This window comes from Aeromonas sp. ASNIH2 (assembly GCF_002934795.1).
In the GTDB taxonomy this organism is placed as follows: domain Bacteria; phylum Pseudomonadota; class Gammaproteobacteria; order Enterobacterales; family Aeromonadaceae; genus Aeromonas; species Aeromonas caviae.
Genome location: NZ_CP026406.1, coordinates 1,726,136 through 1,743,559, shown reverse-complemented (window position 1 = coordinate 1,743,559; position 17,424 = coordinate 1,726,136). Strand labels below are relative to the sequence as shown.

The 17,424-nt window shown below is 64.5% G+C and carries 21 protein-coding genes; 18 read left to right on the top strand and 3 right to left on the bottom strand.

Going from position 1 to position 17,424, the window contains the following annotated elements; translation table 11 throughout:
- Positions 1-82: 82 nt before the first annotated feature.
- The 7 genes from lafK to lfiJ are packed head-to-tail and all read left to right on the top strand — an operon-like array spanning position 83 to position 7,025.
- Positions 83-1,459 carry a lateral flagellar response regulator transcription factor LafK gene (gene lafK / locus C3F36_RS08080; RefSeq protein WP_104454874.1) on the top strand — a complete coding sequence of 459 codons (1,377 nt, stop codon included), beginning with the start codon at positions 83-85 and terminating at the stop codon, positions 1,457-1,459.
- An 11-nt stretch (positions 1,460-1,470) separates the two neighbouring features.
- Entirely contained in the window at positions 1,471-1,797 is a 327-nt protein-coding gene (gene lfiE, locus C3F36_RS08075; protein ID WP_104454873.1) for a lateral flagellar hook-basal body complex protein LfiE, read from the top strand.
- Between the two features lie 18 nt (positions 1,798-1,815).
- Positions 1,816-3,555 (top strand): lateral flagellar M-ring protein FliFL, encoded by a 1,740-nt coding sequence (fliFL, locus tag C3F36_RS08070; protein ID WP_408867700.1) that lies wholly within the window; start codon positions 1,816-1,818, stop codon positions 3,553-3,555.
- Positions 3,542-4,570 carry a lateral flagellar motor switch protein FliGL gene (fliGL, locus tag C3F36_RS08065; RefSeq protein WP_104454871.1) on the top strand — a complete coding sequence of 343 codons (1,029 nt, stop codon included), beginning with the start codon at positions 3,542-3,544 and terminating at the stop codon, positions 4,568-4,570. Before fliFL ends, fliGL begins: the two co-directional genes overlap by 14 nt.
- Before the next feature lie 12 nt (positions 4,571-4,582).
- On the top strand, positions 4,583-5,275 hold the full coding sequence (gene lfiH, locus C3F36_RS08060; RefSeq protein WP_104454870.1) for a lateral flagellar assembly protein FliH: 693 nt from the start codon (positions 4,583-4,585) through the stop codon (positions 5,273-5,275).
- Positions 5,268-6,599, top strand: a complete 1,332-nt coding sequence (lfiI, locus tag C3F36_RS08055; protein WP_104454869.1) for a lateral flagellar FliI-like assembly ATPase LfiI — start codon at positions 5,268-5,270, stop codon at positions 6,597-6,599. Before lfiH ends, lfiI begins: the two co-directional genes overlap by 8 nt.
- Before the next feature lie 9 nt (positions 6,600-6,608).
- Complete coding sequence (gene lfiJ, locus C3F36_RS08050) at positions 6,609-7,025, top strand: lateral flagellar protein LfiJ (protein WP_104454868.1); 417 nt, start codon at positions 6,609-6,611, stop codon at positions 7,023-7,025.
- A 4-nt stretch (positions 7,026-7,029) separates the two neighbouring features.
- Here the strand turns inward: lfiJ and C3F36_RS08045 are convergent, their stop codons facing one another.
- From C3F36_RS08045 to lfgA, 3 genes are all read right to left on the bottom strand, one after another.
- Entirely contained in the window at positions 7,030-7,473 is a 444-nt protein-coding gene (locus tag C3F36_RS08045) for a flagellar protein FlgN (RefSeq protein WP_104454867.1), read from the bottom strand.
- Positions 7,470-7,742 carry a flagellar biosynthesis anti-sigma factor FlgM gene (gene flgM / locus C3F36_RS08040; protein ID WP_104454866.1) on the bottom strand — a complete coding sequence of 91 codons (273 nt, stop codon included), beginning with the start codon at positions 7,740-7,742 and terminating at the stop codon, positions 7,470-7,472. Before flgM ends, C3F36_RS08045 begins: the two co-directional genes overlap by 4 nt.
- A 78-nt stretch (positions 7,743-7,820) precedes the next feature.
- Positions 7,821-8,612: a lateral flagellar basal body P-ring formation protein LfgA gene (lfgA, locus tag C3F36_RS08035; protein WP_104454865.1), complete on the bottom strand. Its 792-nt coding sequence runs from the start codon at positions 8,610-8,612 to the stop codon at positions 7,821-7,823.
- Positions 8,613-8,673: 61 nt separating this feature from the next.
- On the opposite strand from lfgA, the gene lfgB reads away from it, so the two are divergent.
- The 11 genes from lfgB (at position 8,674) to lfgL (ending at position 17,415) form a co-directional block, all read left to right on the top strand.
- On the top strand, positions 8,674-9,063 hold the full coding sequence (lfgB, locus tag C3F36_RS08030; protein WP_104454864.1) for a lateral flagellar basal body rod protein LfgB: 390 nt from the start codon (positions 8,674-8,676) through the stop codon (positions 9,061-9,063).
- A 2-nt stretch (positions 9,064-9,065) separates the two neighbouring features.
- Positions 9,066-9,491: a lateral flagellar basal body rod protein FlgCL gene (gene flgCL / locus C3F36_RS08025; RefSeq protein WP_104454863.1), complete on the top strand. Its 426-nt coding sequence runs from the start codon at positions 9,066-9,068 to the stop codon at positions 9,489-9,491.
- The gene (locus tag C3F36_RS08020; protein ID WP_104454862.1) at positions 9,492-10,175 is read left to right on the top strand and encodes a flagellar hook assembly protein FlgD; all 684 of its coding nucleotides are present in this window, start codon (positions 9,492-9,494) and stop codon (positions 10,173-10,175) included.
- Between the two features lie 18 nt (positions 10,176-10,193).
- Complete coding sequence (gene flgEL / locus C3F36_RS08015; RefSeq protein WP_104454861.1) at positions 10,194-11,387, top strand: lateral flagellar hook protein FlgEL; 1,194 nt, start codon at positions 10,194-10,196, stop codon at positions 11,385-11,387.
- A 10-nt stretch (positions 11,388-11,397) separates the two neighbouring features.
- Positions 11,398-12,132 carry a lateral flagellar basal-body rod protein LfgF gene (lfgF, locus tag C3F36_RS08010; RefSeq protein WP_104454860.1) on the top strand — a complete coding sequence of 245 codons (735 nt, stop codon included), beginning with the start codon at positions 11,398-11,400 and terminating at the stop codon, positions 12,130-12,132.
- A 75-nt stretch (positions 12,133-12,207) separates the two neighbouring features.
- On the top strand, positions 12,208-12,993 hold the full coding sequence (gene lfgG / locus C3F36_RS08005; protein ID WP_041211815.1) for a lateral flagellar basal-body rod protein LfgG: 786 nt from the start codon (positions 12,208-12,210) through the stop codon (positions 12,991-12,993).
- Positions 12,993-13,664, top strand: coding sequence for a flagellar basal body L-ring protein FlgH (gene flgH, locus C3F36_RS08000; protein ID WP_104454859.1), 672 nt, complete (start codon positions 12,993-12,995; stop codon positions 13,662-13,664). The genes lfgG and flgH overlap by 1 nt, the downstream gene beginning before the upstream one ends.
- 8 nt (positions 13,665-13,672) lie before the next feature.
- On the top strand, positions 13,673-14,779 hold the full coding sequence (gene fgIL, locus C3F36_RS07995; protein ID WP_104454858.1) for a lateral flagellar basal body P-ring FlgIL: 1,107 nt from the start codon (positions 13,673-13,675) through the stop codon (positions 14,777-14,779).
- 8 nt (positions 14,780-14,787) lie between these two features.
- Positions 14,788-15,186 (top strand): rod-binding protein, encoded by a 399-nt coding sequence (locus C3F36_RS07990; protein ID WP_041211812.1) that lies wholly within the window; start codon positions 14,788-14,790, stop codon positions 15,184-15,186.
- Positions 15,186-16,505 (top strand): lateral flagellar hook-associated protein LfgK, encoded by a 1,320-nt coding sequence (gene lfgK / locus C3F36_RS07985; protein ID WP_041211811.1) that lies wholly within the window; start codon positions 15,186-15,188, stop codon positions 16,503-16,505. The genes C3F36_RS07990 and lfgK overlap by 1 nt, the downstream gene beginning before the upstream one ends.
- A gap of 10 nt (positions 16,506-16,515) precedes the next feature.
- A complete protein-coding gene (lfgL, locus tag C3F36_RS07980) occupies positions 16,516-17,415 on the top strand; it encodes a lateral flagellar hook-associated protein LfgL (protein WP_041214013.1) in 900 nt (299 codons plus the stop codon).
- The last annotated feature ends 9 nt before the right edge of the window (positions 17,416-17,424 follow it).

Sequence of the window (17,424 nt, the reverse complement as noted above, 5' to 3'; positions counted from 1 at the left end):
CTGCTCTGTCTCCGGTATGTCTTCATTTTTCAGGTGTCAGTTCTGTTGATTGATTCATGTGCAATCACAGGTTCGGGTTTATATGATTTCTGATTTATCTATCAAGGAAAATTCAATACCCGTCGGTATTGAAGCGCGTGCGCATTTATTATTGGTCTCCTCATCGTTATCAAATGGAAACAATATTGGGGATATATTGTTGAATTCCGGTTATCGTGTTTCCTGTCTGGATTCAGTGACGCTGGCAAAGCAATTTCTCTCGAACCATTCTGCCGATCTCATCCTGCTCGACATGGCGGTCATGACCGAGGCCGGGCCTGCCATGGTGCAGACGCTGGCGGGAACCGACTGCGTCATCCTGGTCAACGAGCACCAGGCCTATCTGGCGGCCGAGGCCATGCGGGCCGGCGCCATCGACTACATCATCAAGCCCTTCAGCCAGCGACAGATCCTCGATGTGGTCAGGGGAGCCCTGCGCCTGCGCCAGGCCATCCCCAACCTGATCGCCACCTCCCCCCAGAGCCTGCAGGTGCTGCAGCTCGCCAGGCGGGCGGCCAAGACCTCGGCCACCATCCTCATCGGCGGCGAGTCGGGGACGGGCAAGGAGCGGCTGGCCCGCTACATCCACGAGATGTCCAGCCGGGCGGCCAAACCCTTCGTGGCCATCAACTGCGCGGCCATCCCCGAGGCCATGCTCGAATCCATTCTCTTTGGCCACAGCAAGGGGGCCTTCACCGGGGCGACGGCCAGCCAGCAGGGCAAGTTCGAGCTGGCCCAGGGCGGCACCCTGCTGCTCGACGAGATCTCCGAGCTGCCGCTGGCGCTGCAGGCCAAGCTGCTGCGGGTGCTGCAGGAGAAGGAGGTCGAGCGGCTGGGCAGCCACCAGGTGATCCCGCTGGATGTGCGGATCATCGCCGCCAGCAACCGGGATCTGAGGGAGCTGGTGCTGCGGGGGGCGTTTCGCGAGGATCTCTTCTACCGGCTCGACGTGCTGCCCATGAGCTGGCCCGCCCTGCGGGAGCGGCGGGATGACATCCTGCCTCTGGCGGAATACTTCATCGAACGCTACGCCGCACAGCAGGGGTATCGCCTCGGAGAGAGTGCGCGCAGGCAGCTGCTCTCCTACGACTGGCCGGGCAATGTGCGGGAGCTGGATAACGTCATCCAGCGCGCGCTAATTATGGCTCGCGGATTGCATATTCAGGCCGTCGATCTGATGCTGCCCCATTACGCCGCCGAAGCCGATCCCCCGCAGCCGCAGACGCTCGCGGCCCCGGAGGGGCTCAACGAGACCAAGCGGCATGCCGAATTTCAATTCGTCCTTGAGACGTTGCGCCGTTTCCGTGGTCACCGGACACGCACGGCCGAGGCCCTCGGGATGACGACCCGGGCACTTAGATACAAGCTGGCTGCCATGCGCGAGCAGGGCATCGATGTCGAGCAGCAGATACAAAACTAAGGGATAACCGAGTGAAGATTGAGATGATGTCATCACAGGTGACGCTCCTGCAGCAGATGCAGGAAATGCAGCGAGTCGCCAGCCAAACCCCTTCCATCGAGCCGAACGAGGCGTCTGCCGTCTCGTTCAGCGACGCCATGCGCGACGTCGTCGGCCGCGTTAACGAGCAGCAGAATATCGCCTCCAGGCTGATGACCGCCGTCGACGCCGGTCAGAGCGACGATCTGGTGGGGGCCATGGTGGCCAGCCAGAAGGCAGGCCTCAGTTTTTCCGCCCTGATGCAGGTGCGCAACAAACTGATGACCGGCTTCGATGACATCATGCGCATGCCGCTCTGAGGGTAGGTCATGACTGAACTGGTATCATCCTCGCCGGGGGCGTCCGGCTCCCTGATCGCCCGGGTACAGGAAGGGATGCGCAACTGGCGCACCCTGTCGCGGGACAACAAGTCCATCCTCACCATCGCCCTGCTGGCCGCCGTGGTCGCCGCCACCATAGTGGTGATCCTCTGGACCTCCAGCAAGAACTATGTGCCCCTCTACGGCAAGCAGGAGCTCTACGACACCGCCAACATCATGGAGATGCTGGAGAAGGAGCAGGTGCCTTTTCGGCTGGAGAAGAGCTCGGGCCAGATCCTGGTGCCGGAGAGCCAGCTGGCCCACGTGCGTATGGCGCTGGCGGCGCGGGGGGTCCGGGCGGCCATGCCGGCGGGCCTGGAGGGGCTGGACAATGTCACCGGCCTCGGCACCAGCGAGTTCATGGAAGGAGCGCGCTACCGCCATGCCCTGGAGGGAGAGCTGGCCAGAACCATCATCTCCCTCGACGCGGTGCGTAGTGCCCGGGTGCATCTGGCCATCCCGAAGCGGACCCTGTTCGTCGGCCGTGACGAGGAGAAGCCCAGCGCCTCCGTGATGCTGGATCTGCAACCCGGGCAATCCATGGAGCCGGGCCAGGTGGAGGCGATCGCCAACCTGGTGGCGGGCAGCATCTCCGGCATGAAGCCCGGCGCCGTGACCGTGGTGGATCAGGCGGGCCAGCTGCTGAGCGCCGAGCTGGGGGACAAGGCCGGGTTCGGCAAGCAGAGCGTCCAGCAGATGGAATACGTGCGCAAGCTGGAGCAGTACATCCGCCAACGCGCCAATGACATGCTCTATCCCATGCTGGGCACCGGCAACTTCCGGGTGCAGATCGCCGCAGACGTCAACTTCAATGCGGTGGAGGAGACCCAGCAGCAGCTGGATCCCAATGGTGTGGTGACCAAGGAATCCAACAAGTCCGACAAGACCATAGATGCCCTGGCCCTCGGCATCCCGGGGGCCCTCTCCAACCGCCCCCCGGAAACGGCGCCCCAGACCGATCAGGCCGCCACCGAGGAGAACAAGGCACAGGAGCCTGCCAAGAACGACACCCGCACCGAGCGGCAGGAGGTCAGCAAGCAGTATGAAAACAGCCGCACCATAGTGCATACCCGCTACCAGCAGGGACGGCTGGAGCGGATGAACGTCTCCATCCTGCTCAATCAGCAGATCGGCCCCAAAGGGGGCTGGAGTGCCGAGCAGCTGGAACAGATCCGCCAGATGGTGGAACGCTCGGTGGGCTTCGACAGCGCCCGTGGCGACCAGATCAGCCTGCAGGTGTTCGATTTCACCGGTGCCGAGCCGGTGACACCGCCGGAGTCGAGCTGGCTGGAGACCCCCTACTGGCAGGATTCCCTGCGCTATCTGGTGGGCGGCCTGCTGGGGCTGACCCTGGTGTTCTTCGGCATTCGTCCCCTGGTCAAGCACCTGGTGCGCACCCAGCAATATCCTGATGCCGAGGCCGGACAGGAGCCGGACGAGGAGCAGGAACCCAGCATCGGTCTCGCCATGCGGCGGGAGGGCGATGAGGATCACGAGGTGCCGGCCTCGGGCAAGGGCCTGCAACAGGCCGAATACAGGCTGGAGCCCCAGTTCTCCTCCCTGGATCTGGAGGCGCTGCCGGAGCCGGGCTCCGAGCTGGAGGTCCAGCTCAAGCACCTGCAACTGCTGGTGGACAAGGACACCGCCCGGGTGGCGGAAGTGGTCAGACAATGGGTGAGCGGCAATGAGCAACGGTAATCTGAATCAGAACGCGGTCGACATCGACATCGACAACCTCGAGAAGGCCGCCATCCTGCTGCTGAGCATGGGCACCGAGGCGGCCGCCAAGGTGATGCAGAAGCTGTCGCGGGACGAGGTGCAGCGCCTCATCTCCAAGATGGCCGGCCTCTCCGGCGTGAGCTCGATCGAAGCCAAGTGGACCCTGCAGCAGTTCTTCACCCAGTATCGCGAGCAGAGCGGCATCGGCAGCGCCTCCCGGGAATACCTGGAGCAGACCCTGGATCTGGCCCTCGGCCAGCGCCTCTCCCGCAGCCTGCTCGACAGCCTCTATGGCGATGCGATGAGCCAGGACATCCAGCGCCTGCAATGGGTGCCGGCGGATGTGCTGGCCCGCTTCTTCCGCAACGAACACCCCCAGATGCAGGCGGTGCTGCTCGCCTTCCTGCCGCCCCAGACCGCCTCGGCCGTGCTCGATGCCCTGCCGGGCTCGGTCCACGACGATCTGCTGGTGCGGGTTGCCAGCCTCAGCTCGGTCAGCGAGCACGTGCTGGGGGAGCTGCGGCTGACCCTGGATCGCTGCCTCGCCTATGTGGCCGACCAGTCCGGCGCCAAGGTCAACGGGGTGCGCCAGGTGGCCGACATCCTCAACCGCTATCAGGGCAACAAGGAGCAGATGCTCACCCTGCTGCGGGAGCACGATGGCGAGATGGCCCTCGAGATCGAGAAGAACATGTTCGACTTCATGGCCCTGCGTCGCCAGAGCGACGACACCCTGCAGCGCCTGGTGCAGGAGCTGCCGGCGGATCTGCTGGCGTTGGCCCTGAAGAACACCGAGGCCGGTTTCCGCAAGGTGGTGCTGGGGGCCATGCCGAAGCGAATGGCGCAGGCGCTGGAGGCCCAGATCCAAGATCAGGGCAGCGTCTCCCTGCGCAAGGTGGAGCAGGCCCGGGAAGAGGTGATGAAGCTGGTGCGGGAACTGGTGGAGCAGGGCGAGATCGAGTTCCAGCTGTTCGAAGAGCCCACCGTCAGCTAACAGGAGACAGGCATGAGTCAGCATGTTCGCAAACTGGCGGCCGGGGCCACCCGTCTCTACCGTTTCCCGGCGCTGGGACAGAGCGGGGAAGAGGCCAGGAGCCAGCAGGAAGAGTTCGAATACGGCTATCAGCAGGGGCTGGAGCAGGGGCAGGCCGAAGGGTACCAGTCCGGCTACCAGCAGGGGCTGGCCAGCGGCCTCATCGAGGGGGAAGCCAAGGGGCTGCAGCAGGGGCAGGTGCGCGGCCTGGCCCAGGGGCTGACCGAGGGGCGCGCCGCCTTCGATCAGGCCATGATCCCCTTCGCCAGGTTGCAGCAGCAGTGGGAGTCCCTGACCCGGGCCCGAATGCTGGAGCAGAAGGCCCTGGTGGCCCAGCTGGTCGCCCAGGTGGCCAGGCGGGTGATCCAGGCCGAATTCACCCTCAATCCCCAGCAGGTGCTCCATCAGGTGGAGCAGGCCATGGCCAGCCTGCCGAGCGAGCCGGAGGAGCTGGTGATCTACCTCAACGAGGGGGACAGACAGCGGCTGATCGAGCAGGGGGTGACCCGCTGCGAGAAGTGGCCGCTGCAGGTGGACCCGGCGCTGGCGGTCGGCGACGTGCGGATCGAGACCCGCGCAGCTGTGATCGAGATCAACACGGGGGAGCGGCTCGGCCGCTGTATCGAGCAGCTCAACCAGACCCTGGAGCTGCCGCAGGATGCATGAGGCGCTGCAGCAGGCGCTGACCTCGGCCCTCGACAGCCTGGAGGAGGTCCCGGGGTTTCGCCGTTACGGCAGGCTGGTGCGCGTCACCGGGCTGACCCTGGAAGTGGTGGGGTGCCAGCTCATCATGGGGCAGCGCTGCGAGGTGGAGACGGCCACCGGGACCGCCCTGCTGGCCGAGGTGGTCGGCTTCAACCGGGATATCTCCTACCTGATGCCGCTCCAGCCCATGAGCGGCCTCTATGCCGGTGCCCGGGTCCTGCCCGTCGACGGGGAGGAGACCATCCGGGTCGGCGAGCACCTGCTTGGCCGGGTGCTCGACGGCCTGCTGCAGCCCCTGGATGGCCACCCCCTGAAAGAGGAAGGGGTGCGGGTGCCGCTGTTTTCCTCCCCTCCCAACCCCCTGCTGCGCACCCCGGTGCGCGAACCGCTCGACGTGGGCATCCGAGCCATCAACAGCCTGCTGACCGTGGGCAAGGGCCAGCGCCTGGGGCTGTTTGCGGGTTCCGGGGTGGGCAAGAGCATGCTGCTCGGCATGATGACCCGCAACACCAGCGCCCGCATCGTGGTGGTGGGGCTCATCGGCGAGCGGGGTCGGGAGGTGCGGGAGTTCATCGAGCACAGCCTGGGGAGCGAGGGGCTGGCCCGCGCCGTGGTCATCGCGGCCCCGGCGGACCAGTCCCCCCTGATGCGGCTGCGGGCCGCCCAGCTGTGCCACCGCCTCGCCGAATATTTCCGTGAGCAGGGGCAGGACGTGCTGCTGCTGATGGACTCCCTGACCCGCTACGCCCAGGCCCAGCGGGAGATAGCCCTAGCGATCGGCGAGCCTCCCGCGACCCGGGGCTATCCGCCCTCGGTGTTCAGCATGCTGACCCAGCTGGTGGAGCGGGCGGGCAACGGCACCCATCCGGACGGCAGCCTGAGCGCCTTCTATACCGTGCTGGCGGAAGGGGATGATCAGCAGGACCCAGTGGTGGATTCCGCCAGGGCCATCCTCGACGGTCACATAGTGCTGACGCGCCGCCTGGCGGAGGAGGGACACTACCCGGCCATCGACATCGGCGCCTCGGTGAGCCGGGTGATGCCCCAGGTGGTGCCGCCAGAATGGCAGGCCCTGGCGGTGAACCTGCGCCAGCTCTGGGGCCGTTACCAGCAGGTGCGTGAGCTGCTGCCCCTGGGGGGTTATCAGCCCGGGGCGGATCCCCAGATGGACGAGGCGGTCCAGCGCTATCCTGCCATCGCCAGCTTCCTGCAGCAGGGCATTCAGGAAGAGACGCCCATCACCCAGGTGCTGGGCGGTCTCAAGCATGTGCTCGGCAGGGCGTAAGGAGGCGGCATGCTGAAATCCTACCTCGGCCTGCAACAGGATGCGCTGGACGCCATGGGCAGGGAGCGCCAGCGCCTGCGGGAAGTGGCGCAGCGGGAGGAGCGCAGGGCCCTGAAATTGCAGGAGGTCATCGAGACGATGCAGCCGGGCGCCGCCAGCTTCCACCCCCTGCTGTGGCAGAACAAGCAGCAGATGCAGGGGCAGCTTCGCCACCTGCTGGCGCACCAGCAGCAGCAGTGTGCCCTGGCCAGCCAGGATCTGGCGCACCACGAGGGGCAGCTGATTAGGCAGTTTGGCCGGGTCAAGGGGCTGGAGTTGCTGCTGGACAAACGGGCCCTGGCGGCACGCCAGCGCCAGGAGTCAGGGGAGCAGCGTCAGCTGGACGAGTTCGCCGCGCTGCGCCATCGCACCCTGCAGGGGAAGTGAGGGTTCAGTCGGGGAAGTGTTCCTGCCTGCCATAGGCGGATTCCTGGCCCAGCAGGGTATGGATGGTCTCGATCTGCCCCGCCAGCAGGCGGCCATTCTGTTCGTTCTGGCGCTGGCACTGCCGCAGCAACAGCTCGAGCGTCTGCCATTGCTCGCCGACCCTTTGTTGCAGCGGAGCGGGCAGTTTGCCGATGAGGGTCGCCATGCCCTGCTCGTCGGGCTTGAGGCCCAGGGCCCTCAGGTGCTGGCAGCGCAGCTGGACCTGCTGCTGGATCTCGCTCATCACCCGGGTCTGCTGCTGGTTGTGCGCCGTCAGCCCGTCCACGTCGTGGCTGGCCAGCAGGCGGTACTGGTTGAGCAGCAGCTGCTGCAGCTCGGCGTAGCGGCCACAATCCTGCTGGATGCCGACGATCAACTGCTGGACCCTCAGCCTGGGGGTCATGGTCATCGGCGGTGCATGTCCAGGATGGCCTGGCCCAGGGCATCCATGTCGAGCTCGAGCCGGCCCTCGCTGATGGCCTGGCGGATCTGGTTCACCTTCTCCATGTCCACGTCGGAGGTGGAGGCCAGCTCGGCCCTCGCCTGATTGATGGTCTGGGCCGTGGCGCTGATCCTGGCATCCCCCTGGCTGGCCCGTGGCTGGGCTGCGGGCGCGGCATCGGCCTTGCGCTGCGACTGGGGTTGAACGTAGATAGGGTCGGTGCGTGTGATTTTCATAACGTGAATTCCTGGTGGTCTCTCTCTGACAGGCGACCCGAAGGCGGCCGAACTTGAATCAAACTCGCCTTTTGTGGGCTAAAAACGGGTTTCGACCTCCCCTTTGTCGATCACCCAGGCCTGGATCTCCTTGCCCGAGCCGAGGTTTCTGACCCGGATCCCTTCTCCGATGGCGCCGTTCGCCAGCGCCTGGCCACGGGTGGTGGCGGAAAAGCCCGGCTGCCCCGCCCGGATCAGCACCCCTTCCCCCGCGCGAACGGCCCAGGCCTGCTGCAGGTCGAGCTCGCCGATCAGCTGCCCCATCCTGAGATGGCGCGTGCTCTTGCTGCCCACCAGGTCGTCGTTGCTGGGGACGAAGCTCCGCTGCAGCCGGCTGACCTCGAGAGACTTCTCGACCAGATCCCCCGGCCCTATGGTCTGCCCCTTCTGGATCTCCCTTGCCGTCACCCAGACCGACAGCATCAGGGTCACCTCCACCCGAGCCCGAAGCTGCCAGGCCGGCTCGGTGCACTCCACCAGATAGGGGCGCCTTCCCCAGGGCTGGCGATACTGCCCCCCGGCCTGATAACGCACCGCCTGCCGGCAGTCGGGCAGGTGGGCCACGGCGGGGGAGAGCCAGACCTGATAGTCGGCTTGGGTCTCTGGCCAGGCTTGCTGGCGCAGATACTCCCCCAGTGCCGTTTCTGCATCCGCCCTCAGACCGTCGGTCAACTGCTGCGACAGCGACGAAGGGGCTGCCCACGAGGGGAGTGCCAGGAGTAGCAGGGCAAGGAGACCTGCTCGCTTCCCTATGGGAAACAATGCTTCCCCTTTTGTCACTCTTGTCAGCCAGGGGTGATGGCCTGACCAGCGGAAACAACGGTTTTTCATGATTGGCATGAGTCTTGATAAAGGATGCACCGGTCTGACTGGTTCACAAGAAGGATGAAGCATGAGTATCTCATTTGACAGCGCGCTTGGCGTCCATCCCTATGCCCTGGATGTGCGGGCGGACAGGGCCCGTATTCTGGCAGGGAATCTGGCCAATGTGGATACCCCAGGCTATCTGGCGCGGGATGTGGATTACAAGGCGATCCTCGGCCGTGTCGCCGGACAGGTGGCCGCCGGGGAGTCTGGCGGCGCCATTCGCCAGGACGCCATGGACAACGACATGCAGCATCCCCTCTACCGCATCCCCTACCAGGTCTCCATGGATGGCAACACCGCCGAGCTCAGCGTGGAGCAGAGCAAGTTTGCCAGCAATACCACCGACTTCCAGACCAGCCTCACCTTCCTGAATATGAAAATCACCGGGATCGCCAAGGCGATCGAGGGCCGTTAATCATGTCGTTCAACCGAATCTATGACATCGCCGGCAGCGTCATGCGGGCGCAGACCGTCCGCCTCGACACCGTGGCCTCCAACCTGGCCAACGTCGACAGCGCCGCCGGCAGCGAGGAGGCCGCGTTTCGCGCCATCAAACCCGTCTTCTCCACCCTGTACCAGCGGGTCCAGGAGGCCGAGGGGCTGGGAGCCGCCCAGGTGCAGATCGCCGGCATCGTCCAGTCCGACCGCCAGGTCGAGAAGCGCCTCGAGCCGACCAATCCCCTGGCCGACGGCGACGGCTTCGTTTACTACTCCAACGTCAACGCGGTGGAGGAGATGGCGGACATGATGAGCGCCTCCCGGGGCTTCGAGACCTCGGTGGAGGTGATCAACCGCATCAACAGCATGCAGCAGGGGTTGCTGCGCCTCGGCCAGGGGGCATAAATGAGCCTGCCACAAGTCAGCGGTCTGGATACCGCCCGCAGCACCAGCCAGTACTCGGCCACCCCGGAGATCGCCGCCAACGGCGCCACCGATGGTCAGGGTGTCCAGTTGCGCAACGAATTCCTGCAGATGATGGTGGCCCAGATCCAGAACCAGGATCCCACCAACCCGCTGGATGGCGCCCAGTACGTCACCCAGCTGGCGCAGTTCAGCATGGTGGAGGGGGTCGAGGGGCTCAAGGTGCTGCAGCAGAAGTCCATCAACATGATGGATACCCAGCAGGTGTTGCAGAGCACCGACCTCATCGACAAGGAGGTGATGGTGCCGAGCCAGACCCTGGATCAGCAGAAAGAGGGGGCGATCCGCGGTCAGGTGGAACTGGCCGGCGCGGCCGATGCGGTCGAGCTGAAGGTCTATGACAAGCACGGCACCCTGGTCGCGACCAAGAGCTGGGGTGAGAGCAAGACGGGGGCGCTGGATTACGAGCTGCCGGCCCTGCCGGTCGGCGAGTACAGCTTCGAGGTGAAGGCCTCCCTCGCCGGGGTGGCCACCACCACCAAGAACTATGTGGCCAGCCGGGTGGAGCGCGTCAGCCTGCCCGGTACGGGCGAAATCATTTTGCAAGTGGCGGGCGTCGGGGATGTTCCCCTGTTCAGCGCCGTCCAGTTTGGCAAGTCGGCGTAATCAGAAAGGAGCGACACTGTGTCTTTTAGTATCGGACTGAGCGGCCTGCGCGCCGTCAACCAGGAATTGAGCGTCATCAGCAACAACGTGGCCAACGCCAGCACCGCCGGCTTCAAGTCCAGCCGTGCCGAGTTTGCCGCCATCTACGGCGGCGGCCAGGCCGGCGGCGTGGAGATGAACAACGTCTCCCAGAACTTCGATCGCAACGGCGACGTGACCCGGACCGGTCGTGGGCTGGATCTGGCGATCTCCGGCAACGGCTTCTTCGTCCTCAAGGACGGCAACGGCCAGACCTCCTACACCCGGGCCGGCATGTTCCAGCGGGACGCCAGCAACTACTTGACCACGGCCAGCGGCACCCGTCTGCAGGGCTACACCACCAACGAGGCGGGGGAGCTGCAATCCGGCGTGGTGGGTGACATTCAGGTCAAGGCGGGCAGCCTGGCGGCCAAGCCGTCCGATACCCTGGAGTTCGTGGCGAACCTCAAGGCGGACGCCAGCGTCATCGACCAGGGGCTGCACCCCTTCGATCCCGCCAAGGCGGACAGCTTCAGCTACTCCCAGTCCAGCAAGGTGTATGACTCTCTCGGGGTCGAGCACACCGTCACCCAGTATTTCGTGAAGACCGGCGAGAACACCTGGCAGGTCAACTATGCCTTCAACGGGACCCAGACCGGTGCGCCGGTGACCATGGAGTTCAACACCAACGGCACCCTGAAGTCGCCGACCACGGCCCCCGTGCTGAACCTGGCCCCCGCCGGTGCCGAGCCCATCACCCTCACCGCCGATCTGGCCCGGGTCAGCCAGTACGCCTCCGATTTCAACGCGACCCGCAACCAGTCCAACGGCTATACCGCCGGGGATCTGACCGGAGTCAGGGTGGATGCGGACGGTGGCGTCTACGCCACCTTCACCAACGGCCAGAGCCTGCTCCAGGGTCAGGTGGTGATGGCGAACTTCGCCAATCCCCAGGGCCTGCTGCAAGCCAACAACACCACCTGGCAGCAGTCGTTCAGCTCGGGCCAGCCCGTGCTGGGAGCGCCGGGTAGCGGGACCCTGGGCGGCCTGACGGCGGGCGCCTACGAGGCCTCCAACGTGGATCTGACGGGGGAGCTGGTCAGCCTGATGACCTCCCAGCGCAACTACCAGGCCAACGCCAAGACCATCAGCTCGGCGGACAAGATGACCCAGGTCCTATTCAACTCCTTCTAAGGCGTGATCCGTGGAAAAGCTTATCTATACCGCCATGTCCGGGGCGCAACACACCCTGATGGCCCAGCAGATCCGGGCCAACAACCTGGCCAACGTGAATACCGCCGGTTTTCGTGCCGACTTCGAGCGGGCGTCCGCCTATGCCCTGACCGGCGATGGCTACCAGAGCCGGGTCATGGCCAGGGAAGAGCAGGCGGGAACCGACTTTCGGGCGGGCGCCCTGATGCAGACCGGCCGCAAGCTGGACGTGGCGATCCGCGGCGACGGTTTTCTCACCGTGCAGACCGCAGACGGCAAGGAGGCCTACACCCGTGCCGGCAACCTGGAGGTGGACGGGGAGGGGTTGCTGACCCTCAACGGTCGCCCCGTGCTTGGGGATGGCGGCGAGATGGTACTGCCCGCCTATCGGGATCTGAGCTTTGGCAAGGATGGCTCCCTCAGCATCACCCCGCCGGGGGGCGGCGCCCGTCTGGACGTGGGCCGGCTCAAGCTGGTGAACCCGGATCCGGCCGAGCTGGTCAAGGGGGCTGACGGCCTGTTCCGCCATCGCCAGGGCGGGGATGCGGAGATCAGCGAGCAGGTGGTTCTGGCGTCCGGTTTCCTCGAGGGGGCCAACGTGAACGCGGTGGACGAGCTGATCGGCAGCATGTCCCTGACCCGCAATTTCGAGTTGCAGGTCAAGTTGATGAAGACGGCGGACGAGCAGGCCAGGCAGGGTGCCAGGCTGATCTCTGGCCAGGGCTGACGGTCGGCCATGGCGGCCGGGAATGAATACTGACGGGATGCACCCCGTTCGAACGAATCAGGTGGAGAAACGAAGATGCATGCAGCGCTGTGGGTGAGCAAGACGGGTCTGTCGGCACAGGATGCCAAGATGGCCAGCATTTCCAACAACCTGGCCAACGTCAACACGGTCGGTTTCAAGCGGGATCGGGTGGCGTTCGAGGATCTGTTCTATCAGGTTCAGCGCCAGCCCGGTGCCCAGCAGGATCAGCAGAACCTGTCCCCCATCGGCATCCAGATGGGTAACGGTGTGCGGGTGGTCGGCACCCAGAAGGTATTCACGCCAGGGCAGTTCCAGAACACCAACCAGGAGCTGGACATGGCGGTGGTGGGGGCCGGCTTCTTCAGCGTCGAGCGCCCGGATGGCGAGACGGCCTATACCCGCAACGGTCAATGGCACCGCAATGCGGAAGGGCTGCTGGTCAATGCCGACGGCCTGCCCATGCTGCCGCAGATCCAGATCCCGGACAACGCTACCAAGATCGCCATCGGCACAGACGGCACCGTGAGCGCCACCCTGCCGGGACAGCAGGAGAACGTGGAGCTGGGGCGCATCACCCTGACCAACTTCTCCAACCCGGCCGGTCTGGAAGCCCTGGGGGGCAACCTCTACCGGGCGACCGGTGCCTCCGGTGAAGCCATCGAAGGGGTCCCGGGTGAAGAGGCCATGGGGGCCATCAAGCAGTTCACCCTGGAGAGTTCCAACGTGAACGTGGTGGAAGAGATGGTGGACATGATCACCACCCAGCGCGCCTACGAGATGAATGCCAAGGTGGTCTCCTCCGCCGATCAGATGCTCAAGTTCGTGACCCAGGCGCTGTGATGATGAAGCCGGTGTGGTATTGCGTCGTGCTCGCCCTGCTGCTGGGGGGCTGCTCCACCTACGAGTTGCAGGCCCCCGAGCCCGGTGACGAGAAGTGGGCCCCTTCCCGCTCCGAGCTGACGAAAGCTGGGGTGGGGGAGGATGGCAGCCTCTATCGTCACGACTACATGATGACCCTGTTCCAGGATCGCCGTGCCTACCGGGTCGGAGACATCCTGACCGTCATGCTGGAGGAGCGCACCCAGTCCAGCAAGAAGGCCAACACCAGCATGAACAAGAACAGCAATCTGAGCGTGCCTGTGCCTTCCATCGGCGGTGTTTCCCGACCGGACTGGAGTGCCTCTATCAAGGCGGATCGCGACTTCGACGGCGGGGCGACCTCCAGCCAGCAGAATACTCTGGCGGGGGCCATCACGGTCACGGTGGCCGAAGTGATGCCCAACGGGGTGCTGGGGATCCGGGGGGAGAAGTGGATCCGCCTCAACCAGGGGGATGAGTACATCCGTCTGGGGGGCATGGTGCGGGTCGAGGACATCGACCAGAGCAACCGCATCTCCTCCCAGCGCATTGCCGATGCCCGCATCACCTATGCCGGTCGCGGCGCCCTGGCCGACAGCAACCAGATGGGCTGGCTGTCGCGCTTCTTCAGTTCCGCCTTCTCCCCCTTGTGAGGATTTCGATGAACAGATGGTATATCGCCCTGCTCTGCCTGGCGCTGTCGGGCGTGGCCGGCGCCGCTGTCCCCGCCAAACGGGCCCTGCTGGACATTGCCGACGTGCAGGGGATGAGAGCCAACCAGCTGGTGGGCTATGGCCTGGTGGTCGGCCTCTCCGGTACCGGGGATCGCAGCCAGGTCAAATTCACCGGCCAGTCCATGACCAACATGCTCAAGCAGTTCGGGGTACAGCTGCCTGATGACATCGACCCCAAGCTCAAGAACGTGGCTGCCGTCTCCGTGCAGGCGACGCTGCCCGCCCTCGCCGGCAAAGGTCAGCAGATGGACGTGACCGTGACCTCCATCGGCGATGCCAAGAGCCTGAGAGGCGGCTCGCTGCTGCTCACTCCCCTGCGCGGCATCGACGGTGAAGTCTATGCGGTCGCCCAGGGCAACCTGGTGGTGGCCGGGGTCAAGGCGGAGGGGCAATCCGGCTCCTCCTTGACCATCAACGTGCCGACGGCCGGCATCATCCCGAACGGCGCCATCATCGAGCGGGAGGTGGCCAGCAACTTCTCGGACAAGCCGGAAGTGACGCTCAACCTGCACCAGCCCAACTTCAAGACGGCCCGCAACGTGGAGCGGGAGATCAACCGCCAGCTCGGCCCCGTGGCCAAGGCGGTCAGCGCCGGTCGCATCCAGATTGCGGCTCCCCGGGACGAGAGCCAGCGCATCTCCTTCATGGCCCTGTTGCAGGACATCCAGGTGGACATGGGCAAGGAGCGGCCGCGAGTCGTTTTCAACAGCCGTACCGGCACCGTGGTCATGGGGCAGGGGGTCAAGGTGCACAAGGCGGCGGTCAGCCATGGCAGCCTGACGGTCACCATAGGTGAGAGCCAGACGGTGAGCCAGCCCAATGCCTTCTCCAACGGGCGGACCACCACGACGCCCAACTCCCAGATCCAGGTTGACCGGGAGCGCAACAACATGTTTGTCTGGCCGGATGGCACCTCCCTGGAGGTGATCGTCAAGGCGGTGAATTCTCTGGGGGCGACCCCGGATGATGTCATGGCCATCCTGCAAGCCCTCGACGAGGCGGGCGCCCTCGAAGGCGAGCTGGTGGTCATCTAAGGATCTCTATGACCAGAATTACCTCGGAGCCTGGTTTCTATCAGGATCTCAATGAACTGCAGCAGATAAAGAGCAACCCGGATCAGCGCGCGGCCCTGGAGGCGGCGGCCGGCCAGTTCGAGGTGAGCTTCCTGCAGACGGTGCTCAAGCACATGCGTTCGGCGTCCGACGCCATGCAGGATGAAGAGGACAGGCTTATCAAGGGGGAGTCCCTCTACCGCGACATGTACGACAGCCAGCTCGCGATGAGCCTGGTCAAGCGCGGCGGCATGGGGCTCAAGGAGCAGATGGTCAATCAACTGGCCCCCACATTAAAGAATGCCGAGCCGGTGGTCGCTTCAGACTCCCAGACCCTGGCTGCCTTCAGTCAGCCTCTGAATTCGGCAAAAATGAGGAAAGTTGACTGATGTCGCTGCTCAGTATCGGTTTTAGCGGACTCAATGCATCGCAGATCGCATTGAACATCTCTGCCCAGAATATCGCCAACGTCAATACCATCGGGTACAGCCGCCAGGAGGCCATGATGGGCAGCCTGTCGGGCTTTGGCCGGATGGACAACGGCATGGGGGTCGAGGTGACCGGGGTTCGCAGGATCACCGATGACTATCTGGTCTCCCAGCACTGGCGCAGCCGCTCCGCGACCGGCTCCTCCTATGCGTTTCACCAGTACATCAATACGACGGAGCAGTTGCTCGGCAGCGAGTCGATGAACATCACCAAGGGGCTGGACAGTTTCTTCGCGTCCCTGAGCGCCGCCCTCGACAGCCCGGAAACACCGGCGCAGCGCAGCCAGATCGTCAGCTCGGCCGGTGCCCTGGCCAACCGCTTCGGCCAGTTGAACGAGAGCCTGCTGACCCAGGAGAAGCAGATCGACGATCAGCTGGGCAGCACCATCACCCAGGTGAACAGCTATCTCAAACAGGTGGCGGAGCTCAACACCCAGATCGGCGAGCAGGCTTCCAAAGGGGTCAACACCTCGGCGCTGGAAGACAGCCGCGAGCAGATAGTGCGTGAGCTGTCGACCTTCATGGAGGTGCGGGTCAACCGTCAGAGCGACGGCTCCTTCTCCCTGAGCCTGCCCCAGGGCCAGCCCCTGGTGCTGGCCGGCAGCAGCAGCACCCTCTCTCTGGCCGGCGACACCCTGAGCCTGAGCTTCGGGCCGCAATCCTTCGAGGTCCCCAGACTTCAGGGCGGCACCCTGGCGGGCGTGCTGGAATATCGCACCACAGTGCTGCGCCCCCTGCGCGACGAGCTGAACCAGATCGCGAAGAAGCTGGCGGATGACTTCAACGCCAAGCAGGCGGGTGGCGTCGATCTGAACGGCGATCCCGGCAAACCCCTGTTCAGCTACGACCCCCTCAATCCCTCCGGCACCCTCAAGGTGGCCGACGGCTTTACCGGGGATCACCTCGCCTTCGCCAAGGCGGGGGGCGGCAACGGCGACAACCGCAACCTGCAGGAGCTGCTGACCATCAAGGATGATCAGTACGATGCCTACAGCGCCCTGCTTGGCAAGATGGCGGTGCAGAGCGGTCAGGCCAAGGCGACCATGGAGGCCGATGCCAACATGGAGAAACAGCTCGCCACCAAGCTCAGCAGCGTGAGCGGCGTCAACCTCGATGAGGAAGGGGTCAAAGTGATGGCCTACACCAAGGCGTATCAGGCCAATGCCAAGGTGATCAGCACCTCGGATCAACTCTTCAATTCCATTCTCAACATGTTCTGACGGAGTCCGCATGCGCATCAGCACCAACCAGATCCAGCTCAGCATGCTCGACAACCTGCAGCGGGGCTTTGGCGACTACGCCCGGCTGGATCGCCAGATCTCCTCCAACAAGCGGATCCTGCAGCCTTCGGACGATCCCGTGGGCAGCGTGCAACTGCTCGGTCTGAAGAAAGAGCAGGTGGCCATGGCCCAGTACCAGAAGAACATCGCCAATGCCAAGAGCCAGCTATCCCAGGGGGAGCTGCAGTTCGAGACCATGACCAACATGCTGAGCCGGTTGCGGGAGCTGACCCAGACGGCAGCCAACGGTTCCCTCTCCGAGGACGATCGCCGGGCGGTGTCCAGCGAGGCGGCCATCATCAAGGAGGGACTGCTGGATCTCGCCAATGCCCGCAACGAGAACGGTTCAAGCCTGTTCAGCGGCAGCCAGGTGGACAAGACCCCCATCGTCCAGGGTCCGGGTGGCGGCTATCTCTATCAGGGGGATGCCCTGGTGCGGGAGGTGGAGATTGCCCGGGGGGTGACGGTGTCCCTCAACCAGACCGCAGACAGCCTGTTCATCCAGAACGGGGATTTCTTCAAGCAGCTGGACGACATGGTGGCGGCCTTCGATGCCGGCGCACCGGATGCGGCGGATCAGGCCAGAGCCATGCTGGATCGCAGCAAGACCCTGCAGGATGACATCAGCCAGATGGTGAGCACCATAGGGGCGCGCATCAATCTGCTGGATCAGGTGGACGAGGGTCATGCCGAGAAGAGCACCTATAGCAAGGAAGTGAGCAATCAGATAGAGTCCCTCGACTACGCGGGGGCCGTGACCCAGCAGGCGCATGTGCTGATGGCTCTGCAGGTGCAACAGCAGGCCTTCGCCAAGGTGAATGGCCTGAGCCTGTTCAACTACATGCCCTAAATCTGTCTA